Annotated in this window: 12 protein-coding genes; 4 read left to right on the top strand and 8 right to left on the bottom strand. The window is 43.1% G+C overall.

What is annotated here, in order from left to right; genetic code table 11:
* The 6 genes from infB to ACJVC5_RS09930 form a co-directional block, all read right to left on the bottom strand.
* Complete coding sequence (infB, locus tag ACJVC5_RS09955; RefSeq protein ID WP_408095356.1) at positions 1-2,685, bottom strand: translation initiation factor IF-2; 2,685 nt, start codon at positions 2,683-2,685, stop codon at positions 1-3.
* Between the two features lie 28 nt (positions 2,686-2,713).
* On the bottom strand, positions 2,714-4,138 hold the full coding sequence (gene nusA / locus ACJVC5_RS09950) for a transcription termination factor NusA (RefSeq protein WP_408095355.1): 1,425 nt from the start codon (positions 4,136-4,138) through the stop codon (positions 2,714-2,716).
* Between the two features lie 11 nt (positions 4,139-4,149).
* Positions 4,150-4,626, bottom strand: coding sequence for a ribosome maturation factor RimP (gene rimP / locus ACJVC5_RS09945; RefSeq protein ID WP_408095354.1), 477 nt, complete (start codon positions 4,624-4,626; stop codon positions 4,150-4,152).
* 160 nt (positions 4,627-4,786) lie between these two features.
* Positions 4,787-5,233, bottom strand: a complete 447-nt coding sequence (locus ACJVC5_RS09940) for a GNAT family N-acetyltransferase (RefSeq protein WP_408095353.1) — start codon at positions 5,231-5,233, stop codon at positions 4,787-4,789.
* Positions 5,217-5,798: a hypothetical protein gene (locus ACJVC5_RS09935; protein ID WP_408095352.1), complete on the bottom strand. Its 582-nt coding sequence runs from the start codon at positions 5,796-5,798 to the stop codon at positions 5,217-5,219. The genes ACJVC5_RS09940 and ACJVC5_RS09935 overlap by 17 nt, the downstream gene beginning before the upstream one ends.
* On the bottom strand, positions 5,776-7,035 hold the full coding sequence (locus tag ACJVC5_RS09930; RefSeq protein WP_408095351.1) for a winged helix-turn-helix domain-containing protein: 1,260 nt from the start codon (positions 7,033-7,035) through the stop codon (positions 5,776-5,778). Before ACJVC5_RS09930 ends, ACJVC5_RS09935 begins: the two co-directional genes overlap by 23 nt.
* A 342-nt stretch (positions 7,036-7,377) precedes the next feature.
* Here ACJVC5_RS09930 and thrS point away from each other — a divergent pair, with 342 nt between their 5' ends.
* From thrS to ACJVC5_RS09910, 4 genes are all read left to right on the top strand, one after another.
* Entirely contained in the window at positions 7,378-9,135 is a 1,758-nt protein-coding gene (gene thrS, locus ACJVC5_RS09925) for a threonine--tRNA ligase (RefSeq protein WP_408095350.1), read from the top strand.
* Between the two features lies 1 nt (position 9,136).
* Positions 9,137-10,135 (top strand): D-alanine--D-alanine ligase, encoded by a 999-nt coding sequence (locus ACJVC5_RS09920; protein ID WP_408095349.1) that lies wholly within the window; start codon positions 9,137-9,139, stop codon positions 10,133-10,135.
* 53 nt (positions 10,136-10,188) lie between these two features.
* A complete protein-coding gene (locus ACJVC5_RS09915; RefSeq protein ID WP_408095348.1) occupies positions 10,189-11,211 on the top strand; it encodes an HD-GYP domain-containing protein in 1,023 nt (340 codons plus the stop codon).
* 89 nt (positions 11,212-11,300) lie between these two features.
* Entirely contained in the window at positions 11,301-11,519 is a 219-nt protein-coding gene (locus ACJVC5_RS09910; protein ID WP_408099215.1) for a hypothetical protein, read from the top strand.
* A gap of 30 nt (positions 11,520-11,549) precedes the next feature.
* On the opposite strand, the gene ACJVC5_RS09905 is transcribed toward ACJVC5_RS09910, so the two are convergent.
* Positions 11,550-12,893, bottom strand: a complete 1,344-nt coding sequence (locus ACJVC5_RS09905) for an MBL fold metallo-hydrolase (protein ID WP_408099214.1) — start codon at positions 12,891-12,893, stop codon at positions 11,550-11,552.
* A 1-nt stretch (position 12,894) separates the two neighbouring features.
* Positions 12,895-16,269: a 2-oxoacid:acceptor oxidoreductase family protein gene (locus ACJVC5_RS09900; protein ID WP_408099213.1), complete on the bottom strand. Its 3,375-nt coding sequence runs from the start codon at positions 16,267-16,269 to the stop codon at positions 12,895-12,897.
* Positions 16,270-16,332: the final 63 nt, after the last annotated feature.

Genomic DNA, 16,332 nt, shown 5'->3' with positions numbered 1-16,332 from the left:
TTAGAGAGTTAGATCGCTTGTAAGAGTTCTCTTCTTCTCTTCCATGATGTAGGCCTCGATAAGATCTTCCACTTTAATATCATTGAAGTTCTCAAGAGACATACCGCACTCGTAACCGTTCTTAACTTCTTTAACTTCATCTTTGAAGCGTTTAAGAGTTGTAAGCTTACCATCGTAAATGATCTTACCATCACGAAGAAGACGAATGTTACAGCCACGCTCGATCTTACCGTCAACAACTGCTGTACCAGCAATTGTACCAACTTTAGGAATCGAGAACGTTTCTTTAACTTGAGCACGTCCGATGTATTTCTCAACTCTTTCTGGAGTCAACATACCTTCAAGGGCAAGTGTTACATCGTTAATAAGTTCGTAAATGATTGAGTAGGTCTTAATATCAACGCCCTTCTCCTCAGCAATACGACGAGCAGTTGTTACTGGACGCATGTTGAATCCAAGGATGAAGCCTTGAGAGTTGGCCGCAAGGTTTACGTCGTTATCAGTAATAGCACCTACGCCACCACTAATAACTTCAACTGATACTTCATTGTTACCAAGTCGCTCAACTGCAGTTTTAATTGCTTCGTAAGAACCTTGTACGTCTGAGCGGATGATAAGTTTAAGAACTTTTTTCTCGGCCTCAGAGTTGTTCTGAGCAGTTGCGAAGAAGTCTTCAAGAGAAACTTTCTTGGCCTCAACTGAAGTATTTGCAAGAGCTTTTCTTTCAGCAATACGGTTATCAACGATCTTCTGAGCTTCACGTTCATTTTTCACAACGTTCAGGATGTCTCCCGGAGTTGGAACGCTTTCAAGACCAAGGACCTGAACCGGAGTCGAAGGACCGGCCGTGTTCAGCATTTTACCTGTGTAATCCATAAGTGAACGAGCGCGACCAGAAGTCTCACCAACCACAATTGAATCACCTTTGTTCAATGTACCTTTCTGAACCAGGATTGTTGTAACAGGACCACGGCCCACTTCAATCTTAGATTCAATCACGATACCTTCAGCAGCACCTTTAGGGTTCTCACGAAGTTCCATGATTTCCGCCTGAAGCTGGATCGCCTCAAGTAGATCATCAATACCTTGACCTGTAAGAGCCGATACGTTCACGTATTGAGTCTCACCACCCCATTCTTCAGGAAGGAGACCGTGCTCAGTTAGACCTTGTTTCACCTTATCTGGGTTAGCAGCAGGTTTATCAATTTTATTAACTGCTACGATAACTGGAACTTCCGCGTTCTTAATGAAACGGATTGATTCAACAGTTTGAGGCATTACACCGTCGTCTGCAGCAACTACGAGGACTACGATATCTGTTACGTTAGCACCACGCTGTCTCATCGCTGCGAAAGCGGCGTGACCAGGAGTATCTAGGAACGTAAGCATCGCATCTTTTACTTTTACCGAGTAAGCACCAATGTGCTGAGTGATACCACCGGCCTCACCTGCTGCAACCTTCTCCTTACGGATATAGTCTAGAAGTGATGTTTTACCGTGGTCTACGTGACCCATGATCGTGATGATCGGGTTACGGATCGGGTAAGCAGATTTATCTTCCCCAGCTTTCTTATTAAGAACCGCTTCTTCATTGAAGGCAACGTCTTCAACACGGTAGTTGTAAAGAGCGGCGATTTCACCCGCAAGTTTTACACCGATATAATCATCAGGTCTCACAAGTAGGTTAATTTCAAGAACTCGGTTAGCGAGTGATTCGAAACGAACACTTAGTTTTTCTGCAAGATTTTCTGCAGTCACAACACCGTGGATCTCAATCACGCGCTTAGACTCTTTAATTTCAGTAATAAGAGTTTTCTGAGTTGGACCAGAGTAGATCTTTTTCTTCTTGGCCGGAGTATAAATCGCCTTACCAACAAGGGCAGAAGCGTATTTTAATTCTTCATCAGCACGGATGACAGTAAGGTCACGCTTACCAGCACCAACACCTTTCTTACCGATAGCAGCGGCAAGGTCACCCATGCGCTTCTTATCTTTTTCCTCTTCAGTCTCAACTGGTTCTTCAGTCGGTCTTCTTGGAGTAAGACGTGTTTCAGTAGTTTGAGGTTTTTTCTCTTGAGCAGTTTCATCTTTCTTCTTCTCTTCAGGAACGAAGATCGGAGTAAAAGTATGTCTTTTCTCTTCGTAGTAGTCCTTCTTAGGATCGCGAACTCTGGCAGGTGTTGCTAGATTTGCTGGCTCAGATGGAGCTTCTTTAGCGGCCTGAGCGGCGGCCTGTTGAGCGGCCTTTTCAGCTGCGGCCTCTTCTTTAGCTTCAACTGCACGCTGAATTTCATCTTCTTTTTGAGCTTTCGTCTTACGTTTTACCGTAACAACTTTTGGCTTTTCTTCAGAAGCAGGAGTTTCAGCAACTGGCGTTGCAGCAACTTCCGGAGCAGCAACTTTTGCTGTAACCGGAGCTTCATGGGCCTCTTCTTTAGCGGCAACAGCAGGAGCTTCCTCAACCGGAGTCGCTTCCTTCTTGATTACCTTTCGCACGACGGCTTTCTTCACAGGAGAAGCTTTCTTCTCAGGAGTCGCGTACGCGGCCAATGCCTTCGCAGCTTCTTCGTCTGTCAGACTTGCCATGTGGTTTCTCACATTAAAGCCCATAGATTTGAGCTTCTCAACGAGATCAAGTGCTCCCACTCCAATTTCATTGGCAAGTTCGTAAACTTTTTTTGCCATTCTTTTCTCCGATTATAACTTCAAAAAATTACTTCAATTTAAAAGCAGCAAGTTCTTCGCGAAGTCTTCTTTCAGCTTCTGAGAACTTAGTAACGTCTTCGCCTTTCTTAACTTCTGTCTTGGCTCCACCTTCAGATCTCTTGAAACCGCTCTGATTTGGAACTGCTGAAGCAGAAATGATTTCAGCGTTCTCATCAAGGTCAGTTTTAATGTTTTCGTCTTCAAGGGCCTCAGAAGCAATTTCGATCATCGCTTTAGCGTCAGCAACAGACTTGCCTAGGAAACGAGCAACGTCTTCCGGAGCAGCAGCAGATAGATCAACGATAGACATGATACCTTTCTGAACAAGTACCTGAGCTGTTGCTTCAGAGATGTTAGAAAGCTGGATAAGGTTTTCAACTGCAAGTTTAACTCTCTCTTGAAGCTTCGCTTTAGAGATGATGTTAATTTTCCAACCAGTTAGCATTGCTGCCAGACGAACGTTTTGACCGCGCTTACCGATGGCAAGAGACAGTTGATCGTCCTCAACGATCACATCAAGAGTGTGCTCGTCGTGGTTAAGAGTGATTGATTGAATTTCCGCTGGAGCAAGAGCTGCGCGAGCAAAAGTCTCAGTATCTTCGTTCCAACGAACGATATCAATTTTTTCGCCTTGTAGTTCGTTCACGATGTTCTGAACACGAGAACCTTTCATACCTACGCAAGCACCAACAGGATCAATATCACGATCTTTTGTTGTTACAGCGATCTTAGCACGGTGGCCCGGTTCACGAGCAGCGGCCTTAACTTCAATTGTACCATCAGCGATTTCTGGAACTTCAACTTCGAAAAGTTTAACCAGGAACATCGGAGATGTTCTTGTAAGACGGATTTCAGGACCACGGTTAGTCATTACTACGTCTGAAAGATAAGCTTGGATTCTGTCACCTGGCTTGAATGATTCGCCGAAGATGATTTCTTTCTTAGGAAGAACTGCATCTGACTTACCAAGGTCAAGAACCACATTACCTTTTTCAAAACGACGAGCAATACCTGTTACCAGGTCACCTTCACGGTGCTTGAATTCAGAGAATAGAATGTCTCTTTCAGCATCGCGAACTTTTTGGAAAATGATTTGTTTAGCTGTTTGAATATCAACACGTGAGAAACCAGGGTTCTCGATCTTAAGACCAAGCTGATCGCCCACTTCGCAATCTTCATCAAGTTTTTTAGCAGAGTCGTAGTCAATTTCAACGATTGAATCGCGAACTTTTTCAACAACGTTTTTATATTGGTAGATTTCTACTTCACCATCGTCTTCGTTATAACGAGCTTCGTATTCACCTTGAATTCCAAATTTCTTACGGGCAGTCACAAGGAAGGCCTGTTCAATAGCACTCACCACCACATCTTTCTTGATGCCACGGTCTTTTCCTAGTTGTTCGATAACTCGGCTCAATTCTGAAAAGTTCACTTGTAGTCTCCTTATTCACTAACCGATTTCAAATCGGGATCTAAATTTACTTTTTTCGTTTGCTTATATGTAAGAGTCAGAGGGTAGCCTTTGACCTCAATTGTAAAACCATCGTTGTCTGCACTCAGAAGTTTCCCTCTGAATTTCTTCTCACCTTTGATGCCTTTTGGAGCGTCTTTGGTTTGCTCTTCAGAAAGCTGGCCCATAATGACGACCGCAACGATTTCTCCGATGGTCATTTTGAAATGCTCTAGAGTGGCCAGGTGTCGATAAACACCAGGAGAAGAAACTTCAAGCACCACGTCTTCAGGAATCCAAGTTTCTGTTTCGAATGGAACAGTAAGAGCGTGATCCACTTTCACACAGTCTTCAATTAATGCAGAACCTGTGCGAGGATCTTGAATATAAAGTCGAAGAAGTTTTTGAGATGTAACGTATTCCATGTCGTAAAGTCTGTAACCAGCTTCCTGGACAACAGGTTCACACATCAAAAAAAATTTTTTTTCTAAGCCACTTCTTTCTGAATTTATATCCATAAAAATAAAAAAGGATGGAATAATTCCACCCTTTCCCTTACCTACACAACTAAACGAGCAGGCCTTATAAGTAACAAAGTCTAATCAAAAGAGCAATTTAAACCATTCTGGCTCAGAGTGTTAACTGAAGCATCAAACCGTCACTACCATTAGAATAATATCCTTTTACTCGTCGAAGGCAAGCAAACCCGACTTTTTTGTAAAACCCGATGGCCCTGTCATTCGAGGATTCAACTTCAAGATAAATGCTCTTTACTGCTTTTTGTTTCAGAATGTTGAGGATGGCCGACCAAAAAAGCATGCTGATACCTTTACCTTGCATTGCAGGATCGACCTGAATCTTATAGAGATGCGCAGTGTCGTCGCCAGGAACCAGACCAAAAAGGGCAAAGGCCTCAAGGGTTTCATCGCTCCACGTGACGAGAACATGCTTACTAAAGTCTAATTCCATCCAATCGCTAAGCTTCCAGGGATGAGGAAAATGCTTCTCATCCATCTTGGCGACGTCATTTAAATCAGAACCAGAACTCAGTTCTTGAAATTTACCAGTAATATTCATGTCCGAATTGTTTATCCAAAGATTCTACGAAGAGCTCAATTGAAGGTCTGATTGACTCAAATTTTTGATTATTTTTGAGTTGGCCTCCGTAACGGGCGCGCAAGTAAAGCTCCAGCTCCATGAGAGTAATAAAGTTCGTTTTTAGCGTGTCTTTATAAAGGACACCGGCCCCACATTTATTTTCCAAGGTTCCTTCACGAATAATCTGGGCCAGTTTAGGAGAAACTGTATTTTTCTGGTCTTCTGAATAACGAAGCATTTTAAAAAAATGGCGGATCTTTTTAAGTTCTGTTGCTCTTCCATGCATGAAGCGTCTGACCTCATCATCCCCCTCGGGAAACTCTGTCACAAAACTCTCCAAATCTTTGATGAAACTTTTATCAAAATACTGAACCACCATAGAGTCGTCATAGAGACAGCTCAAGGCCTTAAAGTTTCGGAACTGGAAATTAATGTCTTGGAAGGAAACGGTTCTATCGAGGATTTTTATCAGGAAGCGATCAGAGGAGACCACTTTCGCGTGGACTCCTCCGATTAATAGATTAAACAGGAGAGCTAATTTCAATGTTTGCAATGTTCTTTTGCTTAACAACTTCATTCTCTTTATGGAAGCGAGCATTCACGCGTGGGTTGAATGTGTAACCATCTTTACCACGAAGGATATACTGACGCTTAATTCCTTTCGGTTCAATTAGCTTACGAAGACGGCTGATACTTGTGTAAATCAGCTTATCGTGGATAAGAGGATTGTACTCGTCTTTCCAGATCATTTTCGCGAGATCTTCTTTATTATAGTAAGTTCCCGGAGTTTGCGCCAATAGGAAAAGGATCTCGAGAAGGACAAAGCGGTGTTTGAAATCAATAACACCAAGTGATTTCTCATGAATCACACGGTTATGGCGATCAAGATAGAGGTCTACTGAAGAGTCATTAACGTCTTCAACTTCCATCATAATCAGCTGCTCAAGACGCTTAAAGTATTCGTCATCGAGCGAGTTTTGAGCAAGACCAAATAGCATAAGAGCTTTCGAGAACTCACCCATTTTCTTGAGTGAAATACCCTTGTTCAGAAGAACATAGTTATGCATGTTCCAACAACGCTTCGAATGAAGAAGTTTCATCGCTAGATCGTATTGTGGAAGAGAGCTTGAATAGTCCCCTAGCTCACGAAGAGCATTACCCCAAAGAAGGTGCATCGACCCTTTTAGGTAACCTTTCTTAAGAATATTCAGCAGTTCATTTAATTGATTTAAGTGAGTGATGGTGTCCTGGAAATTCTTCATTTGATAAGCATTTGTCGCCATCGCATAAAGAGATTTTGCCATGAGTTCAGGCTCATTTTCAGTCTGGGCCTTGCGGTAAGCTTGATTGAAGTTCTTATGAGCTTCCTGGAACTCACCTTTATATGTGTTCACAACGGCAGCGTTATAGAAGTATTCAGCGTTAAGAGAAGGAAGAGCAGCAACTGTTTGATCCAGAAGTTCACTTGAAAGCTGGATGTATTTCATCGCCTCTTTTTCGTTCAGGCTCTCTGAGTAAATACGGATAAGGAAACCGTAGATTTTAAAGATCGCGAAAGCGTCTTGAGGAAGTTCCGTTCTGGCGAGTGCCATCAAGAAGTGCTCTTCAGCTTTTTCGAAATCTGCTTTGTCGTAGAAAATTTTTGCTAGACGGTAATGACCTTGCCCTTCAATACGACTCGATTCAGTTGGAAGGTGTGCTAAAAAGCGATCGTCTTTAGCGAGATCCACCACGGCCTTAGTCATCAATGTTTCAACTGATGGCGTTTGAATGGTGTCCATATAAGTTCCTCCTAAAATGACGTAAGAACGCTTGATCTTACAATTCAAGTGATGGGAGGTTAAACCTCAAGCCTGACAAAAAAGCAAGAAACTAGTTAGTTTAGGGCCACAAAAGGAACAAATATTAAGAATTTCATAACCTTAACCAGTGTAAGACTTTTTTCCCGGAGGCCTTTTGACCCTATGATTTTTTAATGAAAGTAAGATTCTCTCGAAGGACTTTCTTACTTCTAACATTTCCCTTCCTCGAAAACTCTCTAACTCATTGATTGAACGGGGTTTGATTGGTAAAGTTGAAAGCGAAAATCCCATCCGAAAATCTAGTCTTCTGTGAGGAGATCCATGGCGAAGTATGATTTAGACACTTTAAGGCACTCGACTGCCCACCTAATGGCCCAAGCTATTATGGAACTTTACCCTAACGACAAAGTTCAACTTGGTATCGGTCCAACCATTGAAAATGGTTTTTATTACGACATCGACATGACCAAGAAACTTGCTGATGAGGATCTAAAAACCATCGAAGAAAAAATGAAAGAGATTATCAAACGTAATCTCCCAGTTGTTCGTCATGAAGTTTCTCGTGATGAAGCAATGAAGCTTTTCGCTGATAGAGGCCAGTCTCTTAAAACAGAGCTTATTCGTGATATTCCTGAAGGCGAAGTTATTTCTTATTACACTCAAGGTGATACGTTCTTCGATCTTTGTACTGGACCTCACGTTGAGAAAACTTCTGATCTGACTTTCTACTTTAAGCTCCTTCACACTGCGGGTGCATACTGGAGAGGTGATCAAACTCGTCCAATGCTTCAGCGTATTTATGCTGCTTGTTTCTCTTCAAAAGAAGAGCTTCGTGATTACTTAACTCAACTTGAAGAAGCAAAAAAACGCGATCACCGTAAACTTGGAAAAGAGCTTGAACTCTTTATCTTCGATCCGGTCGCTCCAGCTTCTCCATTCTTCATGCCGAAAGGTGCGATGGTTTATAACGGTCTTGTGGAATTCATGAGACGCATTTATAACAAATTCGATTACCAGGAAGTAATCACTCCGCAAGTTCTCGATGTAGACCTGTGGCACACTTCTGGTCACTACGAAAAATATCACGAGAACATGTACTTCACGCAAATTGATGAAAGAGAGTTCGCGCTTAAGCCGATGAACTGTCCTTGTCACATGCTTATGTTCTCTCACCACCGTTACTCTTACCGTGATCTTCCCCTTCGCTTTGCTGACTTTGGTCGACTTCACCGTTATGAAAAATCTGGTGTGGTCGCAGGTCTAACTCGTGTTCGCACATTCTGTCAGGATGATGCTCACATCTTTATTCAATTTGATGGCATACAAGAAGAGATCAAAACTCTGATGAAGATGTTCTTCATTGGTTATGAGCACTTCGGATTCAAGAAGATCAAAATCGGTCTTTCAACTCGTCCGGAAATGCGCGTAGGATCTGACGAAACTTGGGACAAAGCTGAAGCGGCCCTTAAAGCGGCGCTTGATGCTTCTGGGAAAGAGTACTTCGTTAACGAAGGCGATGGTGCCTTCTACGGTCCAAAAATTGATATTCAAGTGGCAGATGCTCTGGGACGCTACTTCCAGCTTGGTACGATCCAACTAGACTTCCAACTTCCAGACCGCTTCGACCTTAAATTCCAAAACGCACAAGGCGAGATGGAGCGTCCGGTAGTTATTCACCGTGCTCTTCTTGGATCTCTTGAGCGCTTCATTGGTGTTTACCTTGAACATGTGGGCGGTGCCTTCCCGTTCTGGTTATCTCCAGAGCAGGCAGTGATCGTTCCAGTGAAAAACGAGCTTCACCTTGAGGCCGCAAATGCATTAGCAAAACAACTTAAACAGAAAGGCTTCCGCGTTCGCGTGGATGACCGTAACGAATCAATGGGTCTTAAAACTCGTCAAGCACAGACTGGAAAAATTCCGTTCATGCTGGTCATGGGTGATAAGGAGATTGAGGACAAAGCAGTTGCTGTACGTAAGTACGGTGAACAGAAGTCTGAAGTCATGTCTCAGGCATCTCTTATGAGCTTGTTCGAAACTCTGGATCTTGAAAAAGTTCCTGCTCCTTTGAGAGAGGTATAATTTGAAAAAGAAAAACGTACTCCTCCTTTGTGGAGGAGGCAGCTCAGAACATGAAGTTTCCCTTCGATCAGTGAAATACTACGAAGACTGTATGGCAAAGATGCCAAACGTTAATACGATCAAAATTGAGATTGATAAACAGGGTCAGTGGGTAGACGCTTCTGGGAAGAGATATCTTCTGGATGGTAAGCGCTTTCTCCGCGCTTTTGAACAAGACGGCGCTCCTGGCACACTCATCGATGTGGCGATTCCTTGTATTCACGGTTACCCGGGTGAAACTGGGGACCTTCAATCATATTTTGAAATGATTAATCTGCCTTATTTTGGATGTAATTCAGAAACTTCAAAAATGTGCTTTAACAAAATCACAACGAAGATGTGGGCAACTGCACTTGGCGTGGCAAACACTCCCTACATTTTTGTTTCTGAAAACTCTGAGGAAAGTTATAAGAAAGTTCAAGAGTTCCAAAAAACTCACGGTGATATCGTGATTAAAGCTTCCAACCAAGGTTCTTCAGTTGGTTGCTACATGATTGAGGCCGGTAAAGATACACGTAAAGCCCTTAACGATGCTTTTGCTCTTTCACCGTTCGTCTTGATTGAGAAGCGTATGAGACCTCGTGAGCTTGAAGTTTCGGCCTACGAGTATGATGGAAAACTTCAAATTTCATACCCAGGTGAGATCGTGACTCCATCGTCAACTTTCTACACCTATGAAGAGAAGTATTCTTCGGCCAGTGAATCGAAGACCTTTGTTCGTGCTGAGAACGTTACACCAGAGCAGGTGAAAACGATCACCGACTATGCAACTAAGCTTTATCATGGCCTAAAAATCAGGCACCTTTCTCGCATCGACTTCTTCCTGGATGATGGGAAAATTTATCTCAATGAGATTAATACCTTCCCGGGGTCGACCTCGATCTCTATGTTTCCTAAGATGTTAGAGGCAAATGGCCACTCTTTCGTGACCTACCTCGAACAGCATATCGCTAGTTTATAGATTATTTCACTCCCTGTGCCGAAATTGGGTTAAAATACCCATGAGGTACAGGGATGCTTGCCACACAGAATTTCCAATCATTTATCGAGCAACATAGGCTTTCTTTAAAGCTGAGGCCCATTCTTGTGGGTGAACTCCACCTTGCTCGTAAACTCGAGCATCCGGTCTATATCTTCAAAAACGGCTTTTTCTATCCTGTGATTAATGAAGGCTCAGTTCCCTCTAAAGAGCAGATCAATGCCCTGATTAAGAACTCTCACAAGGAAGTCTACGTCTACCCTTCTGACGTGATTGAAATTAAAAAGAACCTTGAAACCGCCTTAGTAAAAGTGACTCGCTCTCTGTCTGTGGGTGACCCCCTGGAGAACGGCACAAAAGATCTGAAGCTTTTGTCTCTAAACCTGAGTGGACTATACCAGAATCCTCATAGTGATGAGCTCTTGATGCTTCAGTTTCAGAGCACTCAGAACCTGAGTAAGTTTTTGCTAGAGAACAAGAAGTATCAACCATACTTCTTTCAGAACTTGGTCCGAGAAAATTTTCACTTCACCCTTTCTCAGCCCATGCTCTCTTCGGTGCTCCTTCTTTCTTTCCTGCAGTCCATTCACCTGTTCCATGACAAGGAAGTGGAGAATCTGTTTCTTGCGAGTTACTTAAAAGACATTGGGATCTCGATGATTCCAGGGGACAAATACGATCTGAAAACTCTTACCACCAGAGACCAGGAGTTGTTTGCCAGTCACGCAGACTTCTCTTTCGATCTTCTTGAAGGAAGAGTGCCTCTTTCAAAAAATTACCTGACTATTATCAAACACCATCACTTCTTGAATGATAAAATGAAGGACCTTCTTCAACGTGATAAGAAGAAGATGAAAGATCCTGAGATCATTTTTGGAATTGAAAGCACACTTGTGGCCGTCTTTGATATCTTGGTCGCCATGACGAGTGAACGCCCCTATCGCAAGAGCATGTCTCTGTATCAATCACTCGAGCTGATTAAGAAAATGATGGCCGATGACTACCCTCAAGAATTCAGAGCGCTCGTTGTTTTTTTAAAGCAATTTTACAAAAACTAACTTTCCAAAGTCTCACAACATTTTGCAAAATCAGATTATAGATTAAGTTTCATGGTCGAAACTGAACCAGGCATTCTAAGGAGGGAATAATGGCGCAGGAACAGAGTCCGCTTACCGGTATCATTGAAGAAGATAAAGTCGTCATCGACTTTGGAGAATTTGAAGGTAAATCAGTTCTGGAAATTGCAGACACGAAGCCAGACTATTATCAATTTCTCTTAGAACAAAAAGAAAGCGGAAACTTTTCCATTCGTAGAACAAAAGACAAAATCTTTCGTCTCTACATTCACCAGACATTCTTGAACTAAGTAAAAAGGCCCGAGATCGGGCCTTTTTTTTTAACTAATTATTTTATCTTGTTTGAGTTTGGTTAGATGCTTGTGGATGTTTTCCAAAGCATATGGCCAGAGATTCTTATTCACATCAGCGTAGATCTTCTCCAACATCTGTTCAGGCGATAATCCTTCGAGATGAAGATTGAGAACTTGAGATTCTCTTTGTTTTCTATGAGCAAGTGTCTTCTCTAAAATGGTTGTTCCACCAAGGCCAATTCCATGTGAAGGGAAAATGACTTTTGGTGAAAGCTTAATAATGCGCTCTAGAGTGGCAAAATATTTTCTCATGTCGCCCTCTTCTCCACCGATCACCACGGTACCAATGCCTTGAAAAAGATCTCCTGCGAGGTACCAACTGAGATCCTTTGAATAGAGAGCAATCTGACCTTCGTCGTGTCCTGGAATCTCCATGATGAGAACATCATTTCCTAGCCACTTCGTCACGACGTCTCCTTCTTTCACGAATTGAACATCAATTCCGTTGAAGAAGTCGGGTTGAGAACGAGTGATTCTCATATGAGTATCGCGGCTTAGGAGAACAGGAAGATTCATCTCACGAGCGTATTTGTTGGCGCGTTCATAGTGGTCCGGATGGTGATGAGTGATAAGGATCTTATGGGCACCCCAGATCGCCACGGTATTTTTAAACTTCTCATACTCTTCATCATCACGAGGAGATGGATCCACAACGATTCTCACATCGTCACCAATCAAAAAGGCGTTGGTGCGAGTGGCAGGCGGAAGAGTGTGAGACAAAGGCATGATCTGTCTCATGCCTTTTAAATTTTCTATATAAGGCACGAACTTATTATTATCGTAGGTCGTAATCAAATTTTCGATGTGCTTAACATCGGGTTGTTTTCCTAAGGTCTCAATGACTTTAATCACCGGTGGGACGGCCAGGACCTTTCCTTCATTATACTTTTCCAAAAGTTGTTCCGAAGACATCCATTCGGCGAAGGAGGCCTCATTTTGATCCACTACAAAGTCTAATTTCTTCGTAAGATCAATTTTGAAAAAGTAAGTGGCGAAACGATAAGGGTTAAAATCAGGAGTGACAGCGAGACCCAGGTAATCCACTGAGCGCACGTTTCCTTTCTTAATCTCTTCATGAAGATCAATTCCAAACTCTTCCTTGCCCTCGCGAACGACGGCCCCAAAAAGTCTTAAATCAATGTTCTTACAAAGATCATGGTCGGAACAAAAGCCGGTATCTTCTGCCTCTACTTTTCCACCTGGAAAGGCCCAGTAACCGGGAAACGCCGCCAGATAGTTCTGCCTTTGAATGGCGAAGATCTCATCACCACAAGTCATCACGATCGAAACAGCATCAATTATTTTAGACATACTAATTCCCGAGGAATTTCTTAGCGAACTTATATCTCACTTCACGGTAGCCTTTAATATTATCCAGCTCCATGAGACGTTTCTTAGAAAGCGTCGTAGAGAGAATTTCAGTTCTGGTTTTCTTCGAAATTTCTTTCTCAGTGGAGTGCCACTCAGGCATAAGCATGCGAAGGACACGCATATGTCTCATGAGTTTTAGCATCCAGCCTTTTGGAGAGAAATCGAATTCAATTTTCTTACCCGCCACAAGGAAACTTGGACGGTTAATGTGAACCACTTCAAACGAAGTCCCAAGATTTGCGTAACGTTCTTTATCTGCAGCTAATTTCACCGGAGAAATCATAAGGTGAGAAACGAAGACCTCATCTTTGATCCAATAAGTTTTCGCAAGAATTCTTAGAGCGATTTGAAGTTCAGTTCCCGAGTACAGTTTTTTAAGCTCCAGTGCATTCTGCATGAATTGGCCAAGGTTCTTTCCTTGATCGAAAACAATCAGATCATGCACGTACTGTTGAATGTACTGAACAGGGACCTCTGGAAGGCGTTCAGCAAGCATCTTGGTATAAGAAGACCAGAGATCAGCATATTTCGAACCTGACTGCCATGGATAAGCGGCCATACCGGCACTTTTCTTCCAAAGTTCAGTATTGTCTGTTGTAGAGACTTTCTTTTGGTGTTGATCGCGTTTATTGAACCAGTCACGGCCCATATTGAAAGCTTCCCAGTTGGCCGCGAATTCGGCCTTAGGAACAGCAGAAGCGAAGGCCTTGTTGAGATCATCCACCGTAAATGGAAGACGTCCTGCTTGATAAGCAATCCCTAGGATCATCGCTGAGGCATAAACCGGACGCTGGAAGCGCTCAAAGCTCATCTGCTTCAAAGGTGCCATGATCACGCGATCACCGAGTTTGGTTTTAAGCTCTTCCTGAAGGGCCTGTGCCGTGGTTACATCTGTCTCAATTCCACGATCAAGAAGGATTGAGAGTGGAACTTGGAACTCATCATCTACGATAAGAAGACCTTGAGGACCTAGATAATCGAGAGCTCGAGCACCTTCCAGTAGATCCGGAGAAACCACGAGATCCGCAGAGGCAACCGGCACCACTGGGCCATGAACTTTTTTAGCACTATAAATACTTAAGTGACTAATCACCGAGCCGTTACGTTGGGCCAGGCCCTTTTGATCCATAAATTTAAATTGAAGATCATCACGTCCGCCCATTGTGGTTGCGGCCTCAGCGATGATACGAGAAATGGTCGTTACCCCTGAACCACCCACACCAATCACGATAGTGCGGTAATCTGAACCATTGGCGATATCGTTTAAACTCTTTTTGAGATTTGGTTCAGCAAACTCTCCAAATGAGAGTTTTTCATTTGAATGAGTTTTATATTTTGTCGGGTGATAGTCACTCACCTTCACAAGTTCAAAACTTGGACAGGCCTTAATTTTCGTGCAATATGAATCCGATACACAGATTTGTGGATCGATCATGACTTTCGTACCGTAAGCATCGTTGGTCTGAGAAAGACCCGGACATCCCGTCATCTCCACACAAGCGCGACAGTCTTCACAGGCCAGAGTATTAATCTGATAGAACTCACGGACCTTTTCAGTTTCCCCTTTCGAGAAAACTTTGCGTTCTTCACGCTTTTTACGTCCATGGAAAGTCAGACCACACTCTTTGCTGGAAACGATCACTTTCACACCCGGCTTCTGAACATAATCCAGAAGAAGGTTTTTATAGAAGTAACGGTCAGAAGGATTTACTTCCATCGCCACATCGACTTTAAGTGAACGCGCCACCTCTAAGATATTCTGACGTGGACGAACATGCCCTTCAACTGAAACACCGGTACGAGGAGTCACCTGATGACCGGTCATCGCTGTATTATCATTATCGAGAAGAATATAAGTAATGTTGTGACCCATCTGAACTGAGTTCGAGATGGAAGTCATGCCGGAATGGAAGAAAGTTGAATCTCCCATCAGAACCACTGATGGATTGGTCGTAAATAAATCTGCACCGGCCCCTAGTGATCCCCCTTGTCCCATGGCCGAAAGGTCATGCATTTCTTTAAATGGCTCAAGGAACGAAAGTGAATAACAACCCACGTCTCCGTGAGAAATCAGATTAATGTTTTTGTCCGCGAGGCTTCCACGAACATCTTTCATAATGCTCAGGGTTTCACGGTGAGGACATCCCGGACAGAAAGTGGGAAGGCGCTTTGGCACCGGAATGTTTAACTTCACCGGAAGGGCGCAATCAACGTTCTCTTTATTCCAGGCCAGGATATCTTGCAGAAGATTTAACTTCTGATAAATGAGTTCATAAGAAAGACCACCAAAGGCCGGAAAGCCTTCAACGAATCCATCACGACTTCTAAATTCTTTCCCATGAACTTCAGCAACTAACTGATGGAGTCCCAGAAACGCACGCACTTCCCCTTCTAAGAATCCACGCTTCTCCTCCACCACTACGATGGTTTTACGTTTCTTCACGAATGGAAGAAGTTGTTCATCGTTAAATGGATATGAAGTAGCGGCCTTATAAAGAGCGAACTTTTCAATCAGACCAGATTCTTCCAAAACTTGTTTTAAAGTTTCAAAGACGCCGCCAGAAGAAATGATACCAATTTCTGAAGTTTCATTGCCGCTGATTTCATCAAGATTAAGTTTTGCCAGGGCCTTCTTCACTTTCGGGAAACGATTAAGAATCATTTCCTTATCTGCGATAAGTGAGTTTGGCGGAACCATCACGTTCGAAGATAAATTAAACTTAGAAGGATCCAGGGTCACAAGATCTTTTGAAACTTCTTTTTCAGGTTTAATTTCTACACGTCCACCACCTTCGGCCATAAAGGTCGTAAGGAGAATACCGGTATACACAGAACTTTCTTGAGAAAGCTCCAATGCTTTTGCCATCCAGTCCTTCAACTCCTGTGGAGATGATGGTTCAAGAAATGGCATATGGAGATGTTTGAATAAATAACGAGAGTCAGCAGGGGTTGAAGTTGAGATTGACCAAGGGTCATCACCCACCGCTACCACCACACCAGATTTGATTTCGCCACCCGGGTTAGCAAAGTTACCAACCGAGAGAGCATCTGAAGCAACATGGAGTCCCATAGACTTCATGGCCACCAGAACATTCTGTCCCGCCATCTTTGCACCTGAGGCCATTGCTGCTGCATTCGCTTCGGAATTTGCAATAACAACGCGAATGCCTTTTTTCTGCATCTCTTCTTTTTCTTCGAAAAGGATATTAAAGAAATCGGCCAGAGGAGAACCGGGATAACCAGTGTAGAGATTAAACCCTGCTTCCAGGGCGCCTTGAATTAGTAATTCATTGCCATTAAGAATCTTATAGCTCATTGTTGTTTCCGAGAGGGTAATTTTAACCCTTTGTTTATACCCTTCCTCATGCATTTGAGCAAA

The organism is Peredibacter sp. HCB2-198 (genome assembly GCF_045999315.1).
GTDB lineage: Bacteria > Bdellovibrionota > Bacteriovoracia > Bacteriovoracales > Bacteriovoracaceae > Peredibacter.
The sequence above is the reverse complement of the archived record's forward strand: the minus strand, read 5'-3'. Positions and strand labels throughout refer to the sequence as shown.

Excerpts from the sequence above, each read along its gene's own strand:
- thrS (WP_408095350.1), top strand. The coding sequence starts at position 7,378 with ATGGCGAAGTATGATTTAGACACTTTAAGGCACTCGACTGCCCACCTA.
- ACJVC5_RS09915 (WP_408095348.1), top strand. The coding sequence starts at position 10,189 with ATGCTTGCCACACAGAATTTCCAATCATTTATCGAGCAACATAGGCTT.
- ACJVC5_RS09940 (WP_408095353.1), bottom strand. The coding sequence starts at position 5,233 with ATGAATATTACTGGTAAATTTCAAGAACTGAGTTCTGGTTCTGATTTA.
- rimP (WP_408095354.1), bottom strand. The coding sequence starts at position 4,626 with ATGTGTGAACCTGTTGTCCAGGAAGCTGGTTACAGACTTTACGACATG.
- ACJVC5_RS09905 (WP_408099214.1), bottom strand. The coding sequence starts at position 12,893 with ATGTCTAAAATAATTGATGCTGTTTCGATCGTGATGACTTGTGGTGAT.
- ACJVC5_RS09910 (WP_408099215.1), top strand. The coding sequence starts at position 11,301 with ATGGCGCAGGAACAGAGTCCGCTTACCGGTATCATTGAAGAAGATAAA.
- ACJVC5_RS09930 (WP_408095351.1), bottom strand. The coding sequence starts at position 7,035 with ATGGACACCATTCAAACGCCATCAGTTGAAACATTGATGACTAAGGCC.
- infB (WP_408095356.1), bottom strand. The coding sequence starts at position 2,685 with ATGGCAAAAAAAGTTTACGAACTTGCCAATGAAATTGGAGTGGGAGCA.
- ACJVC5_RS09900 (WP_408099213.1), bottom strand. The coding sequence starts at position 16,269 with ATGAGCTATAAGATTCTTAATGGCAATGAATTACTAATTCAAGGCGCC.